Annotated in this window: 13 protein-coding genes and 1 pseudogene; 2 read left to right on the forward strand and 12 right to left on the reverse strand. The window is 54.4% G+C overall.

Translation table 11 applies throughout. The features are described 5' to 3' along the window. Window positions 1-11 precede the first annotated feature (11 nt). The gene (purU, locus tag GQF03_RS16355; RefSeq protein ID WP_161340338.1) at window positions 12-896 is read left to right on the forward strand and encodes a formyltetrahydrofolate deformylase; all 885 of its coding nucleotides are present in this window, start codon (window positions 12-14) and stop codon (window positions 894-896) included. A gap of 53 nt (window positions 897-949) precedes the next feature. On the opposite strand, the gene GQF03_RS16360 is transcribed toward purU, so the two are convergent. The 9 genes from GQF03_RS16360 to GQF03_RS16400 all read right to left on the reverse strand — a co-directional run bounded on the left by GQF03_RS16360 (window position 950) and on the right by GQF03_RS16400 (window position 12,041). Continuing rightward, the gene (locus GQF03_RS16360) at window positions 950-2,446 is read right to left on the reverse strand and encodes a sugar ABC transporter ATP-binding protein (protein WP_161340339.1); all 1,497 of its coding nucleotides are present in this window, start codon (window positions 2,444-2,446) and stop codon (window positions 950-952) included. Continuing rightward, complete coding sequence (locus GQF03_RS16365; protein ID WP_161340340.1) at window positions 2,443-3,543, reverse strand: SMP-30/gluconolactonase/LRE family protein; 1,101 nt, start codon at window positions 3,541-3,543, stop codon at window positions 2,443-2,445. Before GQF03_RS16365 ends, GQF03_RS16360 begins: the two co-directional genes overlap by 4 nt. Beyond that, a complete protein-coding gene (locus GQF03_RS16370; RefSeq protein WP_161340341.1) occupies window positions 3,543-5,657 on the reverse strand; it encodes an ABC transporter permease in 2,115 nt (704 codons plus the stop codon). Before GQF03_RS16370 ends, GQF03_RS16365 begins: the two co-directional genes overlap by 1 nt. Before the next feature lie 85 nt (window positions 5,658-5,742). Continuing rightward, complete coding sequence (locus GQF03_RS16375) at window positions 5,743-6,714, reverse strand: sugar ABC transporter substrate-binding protein (protein WP_380743739.1); 972 nt, start codon at window positions 6,712-6,714, stop codon at window positions 5,743-5,745. Between the two features lie 81 nt (window positions 6,715-6,795). Beyond that, window positions 6,796-7,767: an ABC transporter permease gene (locus GQF03_RS16380; RefSeq protein ID WP_161340345.1), complete on the reverse strand. Its 972-nt coding sequence runs from the start codon at window positions 7,765-7,767 to the stop codon at window positions 6,796-6,798. 54 nt (window positions 7,768-7,821) lie between these two features. Then, the gene (locus GQF03_RS19140) at window positions 7,822-8,571 is read right to left on the reverse strand and encodes a TetR-type transcription factor C-terminal domain-containing protein (RefSeq protein ID WP_161340346.1); all 750 of its coding nucleotides are present in this window, start codon (window positions 8,569-8,571) and stop codon (window positions 7,822-7,824) included. Between the two features lie 570 nt (window positions 8,572-9,141). After that, window positions 9,142-10,122, reverse strand: coding sequence for a nickel/cobalt transporter (locus GQF03_RS16390; RefSeq protein WP_161340348.1), 981 nt, complete (start codon window positions 10,120-10,122; stop codon window positions 9,142-9,144). Then, on the reverse strand, window positions 10,107-10,751 hold the full coding sequence (locus GQF03_RS16395) for a DUF1007 family protein (RefSeq protein WP_161340350.1): 645 nt from the start codon (window positions 10,749-10,751) through the stop codon (window positions 10,107-10,109). The genes GQF03_RS16390 and GQF03_RS16395 overlap by 16 nt, the downstream gene beginning before the upstream one ends. Before the next feature lie 144 nt (window positions 10,752-10,895). Then, window positions 10,896-12,041 carry a hypothetical protein gene (locus tag GQF03_RS16400; RefSeq protein ID WP_161340352.1) on the reverse strand — a complete coding sequence of 382 codons (1,146 nt, stop codon included), beginning with the start codon at window positions 12,039-12,041 and terminating at the stop codon, window positions 10,896-10,898. Window positions 12,042-12,202: 161 nt separating this feature from the next. On the opposite strand from GQF03_RS16400, the gene GQF03_RS16405 reads away from it, so the two are divergent. Further along, window positions 12,203-13,144 carry a zinc ABC transporter substrate-binding protein gene (locus tag GQF03_RS16405; protein WP_161340353.1) on the forward strand — a complete coding sequence of 314 codons (942 nt, stop codon included), beginning with the start codon at window positions 12,203-12,205 and terminating at the stop codon, window positions 13,142-13,144. Window positions 13,145-14,689: 1,545 nt separating this feature from the next. On the opposite strand, the pseudogene GQF03_RS16410 reads toward GQF03_RS16405, so the two are convergent. From GQF03_RS16410 to GQF03_RS16420, 3 genes and pseudogenes are all read right to left on the reverse strand, one after another. Then, window positions 14,690-15,807, reverse strand: a pseudogene (locus GQF03_RS16410) (IS3 family transposase). Between the two features lie 273 nt (window positions 15,808-16,080). Next, window positions 16,081-16,530 carry a DUF1330 domain-containing protein gene (locus GQF03_RS16415; RefSeq protein WP_161340355.1) on the reverse strand — a complete coding sequence of 150 codons (450 nt, stop codon included), beginning with the start codon at window positions 16,528-16,530 and terminating at the stop codon, window positions 16,081-16,083. A gap of 98 nt (window positions 16,531-16,628) precedes the next feature. Then, window positions 16,629-17,600, reverse strand: a complete 972-nt coding sequence (locus tag GQF03_RS16420) for a sugar ABC transporter substrate-binding protein (RefSeq protein ID WP_161340356.1) — start codon at window positions 17,598-17,600, stop codon at window positions 16,629-16,631. Window positions 17,601-17,623: the final 23 nt, after the last annotated feature.

Raw genomic sequence — 17,623 nt, forward strand, 5'->3', positions numbered from 1 at the left:
AGTTATTCGACATGAAGACCTTTGCCCTTACCGTCAAATGCAAATCCACGCGCGGCATCGTCGCGGCCATTTCGGCATTCCTGGCATCGAATGGCTGCAACATTACCGACAGTGCCCAGTTCGATGATCAGGAGACCGGCAATTTCTTCATGCGGATCAGCTTTCTCAGTGAAGAGGGGGCGGACCTCGAAACATTGAACCGCCGATTTTCGGACGTCAGCGACCCCTTCGGCATGCAGTACAGCTTCCATGACGAAGCGGAAAAGATGAAGGTCGTCATCATGGTCTCCCGCTTCGGTCACTGCCTCAACGACCTGCTCTATCGCTGGCGGATCGGCGCCTTGCCCATCGATATCGTCGCGGTGATTTCCAATCATTTCGACTATCAGAAACTCGTCGTCAATCACGATATCCCGTTCCACCACATCAAGGTGACGAAGGAGAACAAGAAGGACGCCGAGGCAAGACAGATGGCCATCGTCGAAGAAACGGGCGCCGAACTGATCGTCCTCGCCCGCTACATGCAGGTCTTGTCCGATGAAATGTGCCAGAAGATGTCAGGGCGGATCATCAATATCCATCATTCCTTCCTGCCGAGCTTTAAAGGTGCCAATCCCTACAAGCAGGCCTTCGAGCGCGGCGTCAAGCTGATCGGCGCAACCTCGCATTATGTCACCGCCGATCTCGACGAAGGACCGATTATCGAGCAGGACACGGTCCGGGTCAGCCATGCGCAAAGCCCCGCCGACTATGTCAGTCTTGGCCGCGATGTGGAAAGCCAGGTCCTCTCCCGCGCCATCCACGCCCATATTCACCGGCGGGTATTTGTGAACGGCAGCAAGACGGTTGTCTTTCCGGCCAGCCCGAACAGCTACGCCTCGGAGCGGATGGGATAGCGGGAGCGTCACGACCTGGACAGGACGAATTACATTCCGCGTTATTTAATAGTTTAGTGAATTGCGGCGTACATGATCTTTTCCTCGGTCGCCTCAAGCGCCGATAATTCCTCGACCACCTTGCCCTGCCGCGACACCAGAATGCGGTCGGACAGCCCCATGACCTCCGGCAGATAGGACGAGATCATCACCACTGCCTTGCCTTCGTCAGCCAGCCGGTTGATCAGCTCATGAATTTCCTCGATTGCCCCGACATCAACGCCGCGGGTGGGTTCGTCGAAGATGATGATATCGGGCTCCTGAACCAAGCTCTTGGCGATCACCACCTTTTGCTGGTTGCCGCCCGACAGTTCAATCATCTTGGCCGCATCCCCGATCGCCCGCACGTTCAGCCGCTCGATCCAGTTGCTGCCGGCCTGCGTCTGCTCGCGCTTTGACAGGATGGCCCGGCCCTTGGGGAACTTCGCCAACAGGCCTAGATAGATATTGCGGGCGATTGAGAAGGTTTCGAAAAAGCCCTCGGCCTTGCGGTCCTCGGTGATATAGGCGATGCCCGCCTTGATCGCCGGGGCCGGCACCCGGTAGCGCACCGGCTTTTGATGCAGGATAACCTCGCCCCCGTGGAAAAAGTCGCGCTTGATCACGCCCGCGACGATCTTGAACGTCTCGGTCCGCCCGGCCCCCACGAGGCCGAACACGCCGGTTACCTGACCGGCAAAGACCGACAGCGAGTTGTTCTTCACCATCGGCGCCATCTTCAGATTCTGAATGGTCAGCACCCTCTTGCCCGCCCGGCGCACCGTGGTCTTTTTCGTGCCATAAAGCGTATCCGACAGGTCGCGGCCCACCATCGCCTTGACGATCCGCGCGCGGTCGAAATTGGCAGCATCGTCCGTCACCACCGCTTTGCTGTCGCGCAGCACGGTGATCCGGTCCGCCAGTTCCAGCGCTTCTTCCAGGGCGTGACTGATGAAGATGATCGAAACGCCGCGCCCCTTGAGATTGCGCACCAGATCGAAGAAATATTTCCGCTCTTCCGGGGTCAAGCTCGCCGTCGGTTCATCAAAGATAATCACCTTAGCCTTGTGCAGCACGGCGCGGGCAATCTCCACCATCTGCTTTTTGGCCGCGCCCAGCGTATCAACCACAGCTGTCGGCGAGACATCGAAATTGAGCGATTGCAGGAACTGCTGGGCGGCGATGTTGATCCCGCGCAGACGGTTGAAATAACGCTCCTGCCCCAGAAACAGGTTCTGCGCCACGGTCATCGTGGGCACCAGGCTGTTTTCCTGAAACACCATGGCAACGCCCAGATGGCGGGCCTCCAGCGGCGTACTCGGCGCCGCCTCTTTTCCGTCGATCTTCATCGTGCCGGATGACAGCGTCACAACCCCCGCCATTACCTTGGTCAGGGTCGATTTCCCGGCGCCGTTTTCACCCACCAGCGCGTGGATTTCACCGCGCCAGAGATCGAAATCAATATCTTCAATCGCCGCCACGCCTGAATAGAGCTTGGTGGCTTTTTCCAGCGAAATAACAGTGTCGGTCATACCATGAATTCCTCTGCGAGTCCCTCGACCGGCAACCGCAGCACGCGGCGCGGGCCCTTGGCGATCATGTAAAGCGCCCCGTTGCATTCCACGGCGGCGACGACGCCGTGATTGGTGCCGTCAACACGACTGTGCAGCGAAAATACCGGCTGCACATTTTCATCCAGCCGCACCACCAGCCCGTAAGAGCGCGGCGGCGCCCAGGGCTTCACCACGCCCATTGTCTTCAGATGCGCGCCCTGCATTGGCTCCTTGAAGCTATGTCCCGAACTCAGCCGCGGCACGATCCAGTATTCCGGCGCCACCTCGGCCAACATGCGCTTGCGATATGTCTTTTCCCTGAGCACGAACTCGACCAGCTGGGTGCGCGCGGTAAAGGCGGTCATCCACCAGCCTCCCCCCGCTCCCGGACTCATCCGCGACGGATAGACCGGCAGATGGGCCAGCGCGATACGGGTCGCCCCGTCGGGGGCCACAGCCATCAAGCGATGCCGCCAGCTTTCGGAAACAATCGCATGGCCATTCTCCGTCGCCACTGCGCCAAAGGCATATTGCAATCCGCGCGCCATCAGCGAGACGTCGCCGGTTTTGCGATCGAGCCGGAGCGCGCGACCAGAGCTGCCACGTTTCATCAGGTCCCAGGCCCAATCATCCGTATCGCAATCCGCCGATCCGTCGGTCGCAATAAGGCCGCCCTCTCCATCCGGGGAGAGCGCGTTGACGCTGCGCATATCAGCGCCGGCGAAGCTCATCTCCGGTTCAGCCGCGCCGGGGGTGGCATAGACATGCACCTCGCGCCCGTTCAGCGCAACGGCCAGAGCGCCGCCCGGCAGGCAGGCCAGCGCGGTAATCGGCTTGTCGAATTCCCTAACCGGAACCGCCTTGCCCCTCTCGATCCGGGTCAGCTTTAAGCCGTCGGCGAGAAAGACATCCTTCCCATCCGTTGCCAGATCCTCCGGCGCCGCGCATTCAAACAGGATCTCGGCCCCTTCCAGCGCCTGGTTCGGTTTCAGCGCGCCGTCAAAGGATGGAACGGTGATCGACGCCTCACCGCGGCCCAGAATTGAATGGGTGATATCGCGTATGGTTCTTAACATTACGATTTCCCCCACCGCGTGCCGTATTGTGAAAACTCGGGATCGGCATTTTCAAGTTTGTAGCGCCCGATACGATTGTTCTGAATGCCCCCAAGATAGAGGTATCCCTTATGCTCCCGCATCGACGTGATCATCGGGTGGTTTTCGCCTTTCAGATCCCAGTAGGATTCGAGAATTTCACCTTTCTCATTGAACTTCACCACGCAACCGGTGTTGATATTCGGGAACAGCCATTCATCCAGCGGCACCCGCTTGGCCATCCGCATCCGGAAGCCCGGCATTTTCCAGGCAAGATCCTGCGCCGGGCCGCGCATACCGACCAGCGCCAGCCAGTAATTGCCGTCCGACGCCAGATTGATGTTGTCGGGGAATCCCGGCAGGTTGTCGATCACCGTTTCCACTTTGCCTTTCTTCGGACCGGCATACCAGTACCGCTTGATTGAGCAGCCCCAGGTCTCGGCAAAGAGGATCGACTGGTGGTCACTGGCCACGCAAATTCCGTTGGGGAAGCGCAACCCGCGCAGCACCGTGCGGGTTTTGCCCGTGTTGGTGTCGTAACAGATGATCCGGCCGTTGCCGCGCGCCTCAAGCCCGTCAACCGGCCATTCGTCCATTTCGTACCGCACCGTCGCCTCCGAGAAGAAGATCAGCCCCTCGTCGGTGATATCAAGGTCATCGGCCAGCCGCAGGCGGCTGTCGTCGTTCACCGAATAGATCGACCGGTTGGTCTCGTCCGTTGCCTTTTCGACCTTGCCGTCCGGGTCGATCTTGTAAAGACCCATGCCCCCGATACAGACATAGAGATTGTCCTGGCGATCGAACGCCATACCCAACGGCTGTCCGCCGATATGGGCGAAGACTTCCATCTCCTCGTAATCCGGCGCGAGGAAGCGGATAATGTCACCATGGCGGGACCCGGCATAAAGGTTGTCGTTCTTGTCCAGGATGACATCCTCGGGCGCCTCGATCCGGCCCAGCCCGATCAGCGAGACATCGCGCAGCTTGTCATTCTGCTCAAACGGGCCGCCGCGGCCAATCTCGGTTTCGGGCGGTTCCGGCAGGCCAAGGTAGGTCGGGCTGACATAAACCTTGGAGATGATCCGGTTGCGGTTCTTCTGCCAGCGGATATCGATCATTGCCGCGATCAACAGGATGCTGGCCAGCACCATGCGGTTGACGCCGCCACTGACGTTCATGTTGGTCAGCCCGTTGGTGATCATCAGCACGATCAGCGTGCCCACGGCCGCCTTCGTGACCGAGCCCTTGCCGCCGCCCAGCGTGATGCCGCCCAGCACGGTGGCGGTCAACACCGTCACCTCCCAGCCGACGCCGATATCGCCCCCGACGGTGCCCAGACGCGCCGCAAAAAAGAGCGATCCAAGCGCCGTCAATCCGCCGCTTGCCACATAGCACAGCGCAATCGTGCGCCTCACCGCAACGCCCGAATTATGCGCCGACCGGCGCGATCCGCCAATGGCGGTGATATGCCAGCCGGGGCGCAGGCGGGTCAGGAAGATATGGCCGAAGATCGCCACCGCGATAAAGAGGATGGCAACACTCGGAAAGCCATAGACCTCGCCATAGCCCAGGAAATCCCAGGACGGGAAATCCGGGAAGGACGCGGCGATGGTGTTGGAATAGTCCTGGATCAGCAGCTCATAGGCCGAGCGATAGATGATCAGCGTGATCAGCGTGGTGATAAAGGCCCTGAGCCTGAGATAGCCGATCAGGATACCGTTCACCGCCCCCAGCAACATGCCGCAAACAATTGTCGTGACCGCCACCACCGGTACCGGCCATCCCAGCACATTCAGCGCGAACAGGGCGAAGAAATTGGACAGCGCGAACATCGAGCCCACCGAGAGATCGATCCCGCCGACGATGACGACGAGCGCCATGCCCAGGGTGATAAAGCCGATTTCACTCGCCTGACGCGCGGTATCGGCAAGGCTGGTCGGCGACAGGAAATTGTCGATCGTCTGGCTCAACCAGAATCCGACAATCAGCAGAACGAAAACCGGGATGGCCGTTTCGGTCCAACGCTTCGACAGGATTTCCCCAATCCAGTGATCAGGCCAGTAATGATAGCGCAAGCGCACAAGTGTATCTCGCATCGGATCGATACTCTCCAGGGCGATGAGTTAAAGGGAACCAGCCTGGCGGGACATGCCCGCCAGGCTTTTTGGCAAGCCCGCCGGCCTACTTCTTCATGTCGCTGAGGTTCCAGCACGTCATCGCCAAGTCGGCGTTTTCCTTGGTGATCGGGATGAGTGTGGTGTACGCCATGCCCTTGACCGATCCGGCTTTCAAGTCCGAAGACAGGAGCCACTTGATCATGCCGGCCATCTGCGCCGCCTGGTTGGGCACATTGTAGCTCAGGTTCAGGTCGAACGCGCCGGACTTGACCTGATCGCAGGCGCCCTTGCGCTCACCGCCACCCGAAGTCGCGACGAAGACCTGATCGGTCAGCCCGGCTTCCTTGACCGCCGCGGCCGTGCCAATATCCATACCGTCCCAGAAGCCAACGATACCGCAAAGATCGGGATGCTGCTTCAACACGGTCTGGGTAATCGCCTTGGCCTTGGCGGCATCCCAGTCGGCTGCCTGGCTGGACACAACCTGGATTTCAGGATGCTTGGCCAGCACGTTTTCCACGCCCTTCAGCGTATAGGCGCTCGCCGCCGCGGAAAGGGCACCCTGCACGATGGCAATCTTGTTGGACTTGCCCTTGCAATGCGCCACCACCGCTTCGGCTTCTTTTTCACCGATTTCGATCCAGTTGGCGCCGACGAAGCCGGTGCTCTGATAGGCCGAGCCCATGTTAATCTGGATCACGAAGATCCCGGCCTCTTCCGCCCGCTTGAGCAGGCGTGCGTAAGTCTGCACGTCGGGGTTATGGATCACCATCACGTCGGGATGCTGCGAGATCAGCGAGGTCACCGCCTGCGCGCCGGCACTGGTGTTCCAGTTGGGGTCGCGCAGTTCCATCTTGATGCCCAGCGGTTCAAGCTCGTTCTTCAGCCCGGCCCACCAGCCTTCGCCCAAGTCAAAGCCCATGGCGACGGGGACATAGGCCACTGTCTTGTCCTTCATCGCCGCGCGGAAGGCGGCCTGGAACGGTTCGTCCAGCCCCTTATCGGCCAGCGCAGCCGTGCTTGCCACTGCCGTCATGCCGACGGCCACCAGGCCGTAGCGGATAAATTTTGAAATCAACATTTTTTAAGTCCTCCCTTTTATTATCGTTTTGTTAGTTCAGATGTCGCCTTGCTGTGCCGTCTCTTCATTGCGTGGATTGAGCAAGGTGTCGGCAATCACCGCAATGAGAAGTACGATGCCTTTGAAAAGATTCTGTGCCGCATAGGGCAGATCCATGATGGTCATGCTGTTCAGCATTGTGCCGATCAGCAGCGTGCCCAGGATCACGTTGATGACACCGCCCTTGCCGCCCGACAGGCCGATGCCTCCCAGCACCACGACCAGGATCACGTCATAGATCAGGGTCGAGCTGTAGATCCGGGTCGGCATGGAATTGACCGACGATGCCAGCACCAACCCGGCGAAGCAGCCGATCAGCGCCGCCAGAACATATTGCAGAACGACGATCGGACGGACCGGGATGCCGGTCACGCGCGATGCGGCAAGATTATCGCCGATCGCATAGATATAGGCGCCAACCCGGGTGCGTCTCAACAGGAAGGCGACCGCCAGACAGGCAATGCCAAACATCACGATCGGCATCGGCACCCCGAGGAGGCTGCCTTGTCCCAACCATTCAAAACCGTTCATCCCCTCGCTCCACTGAACCACTTCCAGCTCGAAAAGGAACGCCTGACCCAGGCCGGCGAAAAATATGCCCGTGGCGAGGGTCGCGAACAGCGACGGCACCTCCGCGTAGGCGATCAGCCAGCCATTGACGAGCCCGAAAATAATCGCGATCCCCAGGCCCAGGGAAATGGCGAAGGGCAGGGTATAGCCATACTGCACCAACTGCAGGACCAGCCCCGGCGGCACCGCCAGCGCGGCAATCAACGAAATGTCAATGCCGCGGCCGATCACCACGATGGCCATGGCCAGGCCCAGAATACCCAAAACAGCCACGTTCTGAAGCAAGGTCAGGATATTATCCGTCGTCAGAAAGCCGTTAAGGAAGACCGAGCAAATCGCAAACAGCGCTACAAACACCACCAGCACGATTTCCTGTTGGGTTACGCGGAAATTCTTCATCTTCTATCGCCACTTCCTTTTCCGTTCGGTACCGCCATGAACCGACGCAAATTCTCAACCATCCCGGCTCAGCCGGGCGCCTCCAAAGTCTCGAGCCACGGTACGTTCGGCGGCCGCACCCGGGACAAAAGGCATTTCAATAAGTTCAATCACCGCATCGATATATTCGTCCATCGTGGTCCCCCGCTTGCGGTATTTGCCGCGCTTGACATACCAGTCCTGCAACATCGGCTTGATGAGGGATGCCGTGAGGTCCGCGTCGCGCCGGACAAAGATACCCTCGTCCATGCCGCGCTTGAGCACCCCGGCAAGGATCTCGCCGGTTCGCTCTTCCGCTTCGATGGCATAGCGCCGCTCGGCTTCGGGAAAGGATTTGACTTCCAGAAAGGCAAACACGAACCAATGCACCATTTCGTTGGACAGCCGAATATGGGTCTCGATCAGCCAGCGCAGATGGGCGCGCGGATCCGCGGCAATTTCTTCCGGTGCCGCCTTCATGGCATCGATCATCGTCTCGACGACCTCTTCCAGGATCATCGACAACAGCACCGTCTTATTGGCAACGTAAACGTAAAGCCCGCCCATGCTGATGCCCGCCTCCTTGCCAAGCTCGCGCATGCTCATGGCCTGGAACCCGGTCTTGCTGGACAGTTTCAGTGTGGCTTGGATGATGCGTTCAAGATTGGCAATCGCCACGTGGTCCTTGCGGACATCGATGGTGGCGCGATGACGCTCAAGAATTCGCGTGCATATAGCTTCTTTGGAGAGTTGACCTCCCCCTCTGCCGTACTTCCAAGAGGCCACGGCATTCTCCCCCTGCTGTTGCGCCTTATTTTTCGCTGGCGCATTAACATGACTATAACGTTAATTACGTGTCTGTAATTAAAAAAATCGACCGTTCGTTATATTTTTCTATTAAGCTATTGATTTTAAAGAATTATTTTATGAAGATCGCGCAATACATATCCGCGAAGGTGCATTTCATATGTCAGTACTGATTTATATGAGAGACTTCTAGGAGTCCTTATAATGTCTCATTAAGGCAAGGTCTCATGAGTGTCGTAATTGTCGTCAGCCGCTCTTGGGCATCTCTGATAGGGTTTAGCTTAGAATGTTAAATTTCCCCTTCCAAGTTTGCTTACTCCAGCCAACAAGTCCCTCTGGCCGTTCTGAGCCAGTGAGATCAAACAAAACTGGATTGAGGGGGTATGGGGGAATTATGGAAACACGGTGATTGATGTGGGGGCTCGCTATACAAATTAAATTTTTTGAAAAACGTTTATGCATATTCCCATATTTATCGCCTGAGTATCAACGATCTCCGCTATTAGAGTAGAGCAGGAGGCTTTTGGGTGAAACTGGTCGTTGCTGCGACTAAAGCCCAAGTGGATGGCGGCTGTAAAAGGACGCGCTTAAGAGGGAAATGCCGATGGCGACCAGCAGCCCGCCTCCGGCGAGGGCCACGGCATTGGCTGCCACCCTCCAGAAGGGACTGCCGCCTTCTGTCAGCGCGACCGCCTTTCGGCGTGCGGTCACGGCGAGAAACGCGAGTGCGGCAACGGCGATACCGGTTCCCGCAGACATGGCGAGTACGGCCCCGATGCCGGCGGCAGGTAGCGCCAGTGCTTTTGCGAGCACCAGAACGAGAATTGCGCCCGTACAGGGCCGGAGTCCGATGGCGAGAATAACGCTCGCGGCAGAGCGTAAATCGCGGATCTGCTCCAGTTGCTCTCCGCTCGGCATATGGGTGTGTCCGCAGCAATCGTCATCGTCATCGTCATGATGATGGGAATGAGTGTCCGTCACCTGCGTCTTCGTGAGATACCGATCAATCACCGGCCGCAGTGTACGCCAGATGAGGAAAGCACCTATGGCCGCCACCAGGACATAACTTATTCTTTCGCTCCAGGCGACGGCTGTGCCGGTCTCGCGGGGAATCCATCCGGCGAGATAAATCAGGCCGTAAACCAGGGCGATGGCCACAAGGCCCTGACAGAAAGCGGCCGCGGCGGCGATCCCCACGCCGCGAGAGATTCTGTGTGGATGGGTCAGCAGATAGGTCGTCAGAACGGCCTTGCCATGTCCGGGCCCAGCGGCGTGAAAAATTCCATAAAGAAAACTTCCGAAGATAAGGCTCCAGGCCGCGGTTAGGCCACCACCGGCGGTCAAGGTCTTAAGTGCCGCAAGGAGCTCTTCATGAAAAGCGCGTTGCTGTTGCATGATCCAGTTTATACCCTGGGCCCAGAGGCCTGGCTCGGTCACGCCGGTTGCCGCAATGGCAAGCGGGGAGATCAGAACCGTGCAGGTGAGCAGGGTGAGACCGGCAGGAATAACAATTGCTAGTCCTCGGGGCATGTCAGGCTGACCCGCTCCGCGAAAAATGAGCCCAGCCCCGTCTCGCCCCGTACCGATGCATCAAGCATTGCCGCTTGCGCTACCGCACTCGGATCAGGGTTGGGCGGATTGATCTTGTAGCTGCACCCGGCCGGTGCGCCGGAGAGAATGACGGGATTTTCCGTTTCGGCATGAAGCATTTCGACATAATAGGTTGGATCGAAAATGGCATAGGAAAAATTATTACCTTTCGGGGAGACTGGGTTTTCAAACGGAGATGTGAAGGTCATTTCCAGTCGCTTGCCCAGCATCCTTGTGGATTTCCCGGTTAAGGGTTGCAGCTTTAGGATTTTTTCATTTTCCCGCGCCTCGGTGAAATAGCCATATTCCTTCAAATGCTCCAAATTCACCTGCATGATTTCATTCAGGTTTTCCGGATCCGGATTGCCATCCCCGTCCAAATCCATCCCTTCGACCGCGTAAGCCGTATAGTAATCATCGAACAGCCAGGTTTGGCGTAGACCCGTGACCATGCCATCATCGTTAAACAGGATCTCTATGGTCATATCCGTCCAGACATGGGGATGGGCTTGCGCGGGCTGAAACGGGGTAAGCAGAAAAAGACTGCAAGCAATAAAAAAAGAACGCATAAACTGTTCCCGAGATGAAGGCGGTTGACCTGTCCCACAGGACATCTCTTTAGATAAAGCAGCAAACCGCTTTCTACAATAGACGGCTTGTGAATCCGGGGAAATGCCTATGCGTTGCGCTCAATAAGGGTTGTTTCAGGAAAGCTAGAAGGTCAGGGAATAACCGACCATCGCGCCGATGCGGTGGTTCTTCTCCCCCTCTTCCTCCTGATATTTATAACCTGCACCAACTGCTATGCCGTTTTCAAAGACATATCCCAATGACGCTTGAAAGACTTCTCCGTTCTGCGCCTCATCCGCGTCTTCGGGATTTTTATTGTTGATATAGGTATAGGTCGACCCCAGAACCCATTGTTGGTATCTAAGCTCAGCCCCAACAGTGTTATAGGTCCGGTCATGCGGTGCCTCACCGCCGAGATGGTTGATATGGACGATCTCGCCCAGAATCCGGCCCCTTAGGTCAGAAGTGAAGACATGCTCATACTGACCGGACAAGGTGTATCGGTCCTCGCTTGTCTCGTCTCCCTCTCCGGCAGCCTGGTGCGCAAAACCGATGCGGTAGGAAAGTCCCTCCGGAATATCGCTTCTCAGGGAGTAAAAATCCGAGCCGCCCAGCGAAACCGCAAAGGATGAAAAATCTTCCGTGTTGGAAACGCCGCCGTCGCTTTTGTGATTAACGCCCCGTTCATACAGGATGGAGTTGCTGAGAAAGGTCGTATCGGCAAAGAAGGTGCTCACATCAAGCCGGTGAGTGCCGAAATCTCCGGCTTTCAACTTGGCATATCCACCAAAGCCGATTTTTTCCCGGACGGTATATTCATCGACAATCTGATATCCGTAAATACCCGGCATGATATGCTGATCGAAGCTGATAACGGGGTCGAACTTACCCGCGTAGGCGCCAAAATAATCCTTGTCGTAATTCGCTGTGAGGGCGCGTACGAACAGCGGTTCATCCTCGAAATATCGGTTACTGCCATCCAATGTGGCGCCGCCCCCGCCGTGATCGTGACCGGCGGGCTCGCCTTCCAGTTCGATATTTGTATTGACTGAAAACCCGTTACCAAACCCGTATCCCATTTCAAGATGGGAGTGGGTATAGGCCTCGTCTATTTCCTCATCGGCCTCTTCCGCCTTATAGACATGGTCATAGAGAATTTTGACATGCAGGTGACCGTAAAAACCGCTCGTCCCGTGGTCATGATTATGCTCGTGATTATGATCTTCCGCAGCAGCAACGGCAGGAAGAACGAAAAGGGTAAGTGAGGGAAGTAGGGTTTTAAGTCTCATTCGTCATTGCTTTCCTAAATTGTAATGTTATAACATAACAATATTAAAAAATGAGGCCTGTCAAGTGGCTTGCGGGGCGACGGAAATCTCGCGCTGGAAAATGCCAAGGCAGGTCGCTTTATTGATGGCGATGGACGAACAAAAGGACGAATGGTGATCCTATGAAGACGTATATTTTGGCTATCGGGTTGGTGCTGGCAATTGTTGCGCGGGGAAATGCGGCGCCCGCTCCCGAGGTCGTGGTGACGATTGCCCCCCTGCATTCCCTCGTTCAGGGCGTTATGGGGGAGACCGGAACGGCCGAGCTATTGTTGCGGGGCACGGCAAGCCCTCATGACTTCCAATTAAAACCTTCCCAGATGAAAATGATGCAGCGGGCGCGGGTCGTATTCTATATCGGCGAAAATCTCGAAACATTCTTGGTGCGAGCCTTGGAAGCCCTTCCTGAGAATGTCGATAAAGTTGCCATGATGGACCAACCGGGAATGACGATCCTCGACGTAAGAGAAGGCGGTAATTGGGAAGAGCACGACCATTCGGCGCACGGCCATCAAGACGGGGATGCGCATCACCACCATGATCATGAAGCGGTGAATCCTCATATCTGGCTGGATCCCGCAAATGCAATTGTGATGATCAAGACGATTGCCAAAGAGCTATCGGCGGTGCATCCGGAGAACCGGTCTGCCTATAAAGCAAATGCACTATCAATGATCTCAGAAATAGAGGCGAGTGATGAACAGGTGAAGGCCATGCTCACCCCTGTTAAGAACGTGCCGTTTATCGTCTTTCATGATGCCTATCCTTATTATGAAAAGCGCTACGGCCTGACGGCTGTTGGATCGATTGTCCTTGAGTCTGGAGAGGCGGCGTCTGCGAAGCGGATAGCGGATTTGCGACAAAAGGTGAAGGATAGCGGAGCCGTTTGTATCTTCCGCGAGCCACAGTTTTCGGACAAATTGTCTCTTGTCGTCGCTGAAGGAACAGAGGCAAAGATCGGAACCCTCGATCCGATAGGCGCCAATCTGACGCCGGGACCCGGCCTCTATTCAGCCCTACTAAAAGACATCGCCGACGGTATGGTTGCCTGTCTGAATCAGTGAGTAGAAAATAGACACAGGATTCAGCATTGCAAGGAGGCAGAGTATCTCTAACTCCTTGATATAATTACATCAAAACAACGCGGCGGTTTCTCCCCGACCCTCCTCCACCTCAAGGGGTATGGGGGAACTGCTGAATGCCGCTGAATACATATGCCCGCAGAAATCCTATGGGTTTCCATGTTTCCACCCTAGTAGAGTAAAGAAACATGGAAACTCCCGTTACGGATTAAGCCTCGTAGCACCATCGTTGAGCGATACTAGAAGTCATCGTCGTCATCCAAATCATCCACCAAGCTTCTAGCATCCTCAAAACACTGATGATCTTCTTCATGTGAAAGGATACCTGCTGCATAGGCCTTTTTAAGTTGTTTGGAGACCTCTCCCTTGGACCACCCCAAGCCCGTCCGCGACGGCCGTTTGGTTTACATAATCTCGAGATCGGATAGCCTTTACAACTTCATAGGCCTTACCAGCCTCGTGGACATCAAACTCCCACTGGCCCGCCTCATTGAGCGTTGCCGGAATTGTTGCTGATTGCTCCGAAAGGGAGGCACCCAAAAAAGAACAAGGCTTTTGAACGTTCTGCCTAGTTGGTGCGGACTGGTGAAACGGCTTGCCCATTGGGCGCAGTCACAGCGGCATACGAAATATTAAATTGCGTGTGCCTAGGGTGTCCCCAAGCATCGCATGGGGAGGGGAACAATCGTTAAGTTATTGGAAAAAATGGTGCCGCTGGGGTGACTCGAACACCCGACCTACGCATTACGAATTATATTCCATGTCATTTAATATGAGGCCGTTCCGCTTAATACTAATCAATTTAATATCTTGAAATATAAGGAATTTTTAGCTCATTGGAAGCAGAATATATCGGTTGTTTGCTGCCTGATTTAATACCCATTAGTTTCCTGCAACCTTATTATAGCCTTTTTTTAAAGAACGCTCGGCAGTGTCTGACAGTCTTGGTTATACAAATCGCTAAACCAACTTCATAACCCGCATTTGTAGGTTACATAGAGACGATGCGTTATTTTGAAACTGAAAGATGTGGAATTAGAGGCCATGGCACTATTGAGAAACCTTTTGTGTCAGAATGGAAACTCGGTCAACACGGCGGACCCGGTTTCTTTATGAAATATTAGGAAGTAATTTACTCCGGGTTCACCACCGAGTTACTCCTCGCCGCCGGGTCGGGCAATCAGAATGCATTGCCAATGCACGGTAATGTACCGCAACCCGCGAGAACCTAATCCACCATCCACCTGCGCGCCCGCGCGTAGAGTGACAAATATGATAATCGAGAGTCGAGGAATTACCATCCCGTGAGATCAATCCGCAATTAAAAAACCCAGTCCGTAGGGCTCTGGCAAAAAATGTCACCACAAATTCGGTCTCGTTTGGAAAAGCCAGCTTACGCATCGCTACGATGCAAAGAGTCAAATATACATTTATATGACGTCACGGCGCTGGCAAAATTAATCTCGTGAGTTCCCAGCCGCCGTTTTGAAACTGCAACAGCATCCCAACAGTTGTAAAGCCCACTTGCTATGTACCATTATTTGATAGAGTTTCGGGAACGGGCGGTTTCATGTTGACGGCTTGATGAGGTCTGATGTGACTATACTGCCTGCGCCATTTGTTGATGACAGTTTTGGCCTGATCAATAGTTAAGAACCACTCAGCATTGAGCACTTCTCTGCGGAGCGTTCTATTGAAGCGTTCGTTGTAGCCATTCTCCCAAGGACTGCCCGGATAGATACGGATTGGTTTAATTCCCACTTTGGTGAGCCATGTCTGAAATGCCTTTGCAACGAACTCCGGTCCATTGTCGGAGCGGAGGAACTCCGGCTTTCCATGAGTGAGAAAAATCGGGTACAGGGCATCGAGTACATTTTGGTTCCCCATTCGGGGCTTCACGGCAACACAAAGAGCCTCCCGAGTATATTCATCCAGCACCGTCAGCATCTTGTAAGGCCGACCATTGCTAAGCTTGTCATGGACAAATTCAATACTCCAGATATGGTTGGGGTATCTGGGGCGTAACCGGATAATGGAACTGTCTTTATGATACAGGCGTTTGCGCTTCTTGTGGCGCTGTAGGAGTTGCAGGCCTTCTTCTCTCCACAGACGCTCAACCTTCTTGTGATTGACCCTCCATCCTTCCATACGCAGCAACTCGGCAATCTTCCGATATCCATAACGGCCATAGGCCTTAGCCAATCTAATCAAAGCCAGTCGAAGGCTATCATCTTCTTTGGGAGTTGCTTTGAACCGGTGGGTGGAGCGGGCTATGCCGATCGTTCTGCAGGTGCGCCGCTCAGAAGACCTGAGTTTCTGGCGCACATGGATCACAGCCTGACGCAGATCAGCAGCCGTCAGGCCTTGGGTTTTAAATAATCAAGACTCTCTTTGAGAATGAGTTTGTCTAACTCAAGTTCTGCGACAATCCGTTTCAACTGGGCATTCTCCTTCTCCAGTCCCTTGAGCTCAGAGAGCTGAGATCGCCCCATCCCGCCATAACGCTCGCGCCAATTATAATAGGTTGCATCACTCACACCAGCTGACCGACAGGCTGTCTGAACATCACTTCCTGATGACAAACTCAGCTCAATCTGACGCAACAAATTTATTATATCCTCATCCGTATACCGTTTCCTCGCCATCCAAATAACCCCCAGCAGTTTCGTAGAATATTACAAATATCCGTGGCTCAGTTATAGGGGGAAGGACAAATTCCTAAACCGAATACAATTGATTGAGCCAGAATATTACTAACCGCTGATGACAAAAATCGTGAATCTATCAACTCGAATTCCAAATAAGTAATTGATTTTTGGGCATAACGACTGGACGATACATTTTCTCTAAATAGTCGAACGGCTCCATCAAGAAATAGATAGAGCCGTTCACAGGGAGGTAATAATACAAACTACCACTTACCCATTTACAACGAGAACCTTTTGCCGCGCGCAGGCTGCGGTTCTGTGATGAAATACCTTCTGGTATTCGCCATCCTCAAATAACGCGAATAGCGCTCTTGTATTGGGATAAGAACCCAGGACAACTAAATCCCAGTCTTCTTCTTGACCCGCAAACATGCCAGCAAATGGCGCTGCAAGAAGAAATTTTCCTCCTACTCGTTCCATAGTTGGCATGCTGACAGCGGCATATCGATCGAAGGCTTCTTGACCAGTACCGGTGGTACCGTCCCTATAGGCAGCTTTATCATTTAGTTTGAAGAAATTGACGAGGGTGAGCGGCGCGTCTTGATCACGGCCGAGTATGCGCTGCCATTGTTGGCTTGTGGGGGCACTTCCATCCAGGCCATCTCCAAGTGCGTCAAGAAGGGCAGAAACACGTGTATTTGATTGTGTTTGATTACTCATAATTTGGCTCTCTAGTTTTTTAATAGGAACGGTCGAATGACATTAGCATTCGCATACTTCGTTAAGGGTTTAGGGTGAATATTCCCAAAGGTTTACCACTAATCAGAACCCTCTGGGACCGCTTGCCCTGAAAGGTCCACTGATGCAATAGTTGCGGCAGTCACTACACTTGGAAGAGTTAGGGTTTCTTTAGCAATTTGTTTGCCTTCTGCGGCATCAACCGCCATGCGTATTGCAATTCGGGCCATTTCAACAGGCTGGCTTATTACCGTCGCTTGAATCCAACCGTCTTCGATCATGCGTTTCGTTTCTGGTTCTAGGTCAGCAGTCAAAACCACAACATCGCCTGGATTTCTCCCAGAAATTCGAAGTGCTTGCACGACACCTACTGCCATTGATCCAGTAAACGTATACACCGCACTGATATCTGGGTTGGCCTGGAGAAAATCCTGCATGGTATTCATGGCTACGTTAGAGCTGACTTGTGTGGCCTTTTCAGCCACCACATGCATATTCGTGAACTTGGAAATATAGTCTTTGAAACCCGCGGTGCGAACATCTGTTAAATCGAGCCCTCCCGGCCCGGTCAACATTGCAATTTTCCCATTTGCAGCCAACTTTTCTGCTGCGTAGGCGCCAAGCAATTGGGACATAACATAGGACGGTTCACCAACAAACCCTGACACCTTATCACTTGTTGTTGCTATACCATCATTAACTACTGGTATCCCCGCTTTTGCCGCTTTTTCTACAACATGTGCCGTGCCGTCTGAGCTAGCCGGGACAAGTACTATGGCAGAAACACCGCGGGTGATAGCGTCTTCTATCTGTGTGATCTGTTGCTGCAGATTTCCAAAGCCACCCGCATCATAAATACTGACTTTATAACCCAGCTTTTTCCCTTCATTTAGGTAGCCATAAGTCTTTAGTTTAAAATATGGCGCGCCTGCGGCCGGCAACATAACAACAACTTCCTTGTCCTGTGCCGCGACAGGCAGCATGGTCGCTCCTTGCAAACCTATGGCGAGCGACACTATGGCAAATGTCTTTTTCAATAAATGTAATTTCATTACGTATTCCTTTCGTTGTTGAT

It is taken from the genome of Sneathiella chungangensis (assembly GCF_009882935.1).
Taxonomy (GTDB): Bacteria; Pseudomonadota; Alphaproteobacteria; order Sneathiellales; family Sneathiellaceae; genus Sneathiella; species Sneathiella chungangensis.

Coding starts and splice junctions, on each gene's coding strand:
- GQF03_RS16370 (WP_161340341.1), bottom strand. CDS start 5,657: ATGCGAGATACACTTGTGCGCTTGCGCTATCATTACTGGCCTGATCAC.
- GQF03_RS16415 (WP_161340355.1), bottom strand. CDS start 16,530: ATGAGTAATCAAACACAATCAAATACACGTGTTTCTGCCCTTCTTGAC.
- GQF03_RS16380 (WP_161340345.1), bottom strand. CDS start 7,767: ATGAAGAATTTCCGCGTAACCCAACAGGAAATCGTGCTGGTGGTGTTT.
- GQF03_RS16390 (WP_161340348.1), bottom strand. CDS start 10,122: ATGCCCCGAGGACTAGCAATTGTTATTCCTGCCGGTCTCACCCTGCTC.
- GQF03_RS16375 (WP_380743739.1), bottom strand. CDS start 6,714: ATGACGGCAGTGGCAAGCACGGCTGCGCTGGCCGATAAGGGGCTGGAC.
- GQF03_RS16420 (WP_161340356.1), bottom strand. CDS start 17,600: ATGAAATTACATTTATTGAAAAAGACATTTGCCATAGTGTCGCTCGCC.
- GQF03_RS16360 (WP_161340339.1), bottom strand. CDS start 2,446: ATGACCGACACTGTTATTTCGCTGGAAAAAGCCACCAAGCTCTATTCA.
- purU (WP_161340338.1), top strand. CDS start 12: ATGAAGACCTTTGCCCTTACCGTCAAATGCAAATCCACGCGCGGCATC.
- GQF03_RS16395 (WP_161340350.1), bottom strand. CDS start 10,751: ATGCGTTCTTTTTTTATTGCTTGCAGTCTTTTTCTGCTTACCCCGTTT.
- GQF03_RS16365 (WP_161340340.1), bottom strand. CDS start 3,543: ATGTTAAGAACCATACGCGATATCACCCATTCAATTCTGGGCCGCGGT.
- GQF03_RS16400 (WP_161340352.1), bottom strand. CDS start 12,041: ATGAGACTTAAAACCCTACTTCCCTCACTTACCCTTTTCGTTCTTCCT.
- GQF03_RS16405 (WP_161340353.1), top strand. CDS start 12,203: ATGAAGACGTATATTTTGGCTATCGGGTTGGTGCTGGCAATTGTTGCG.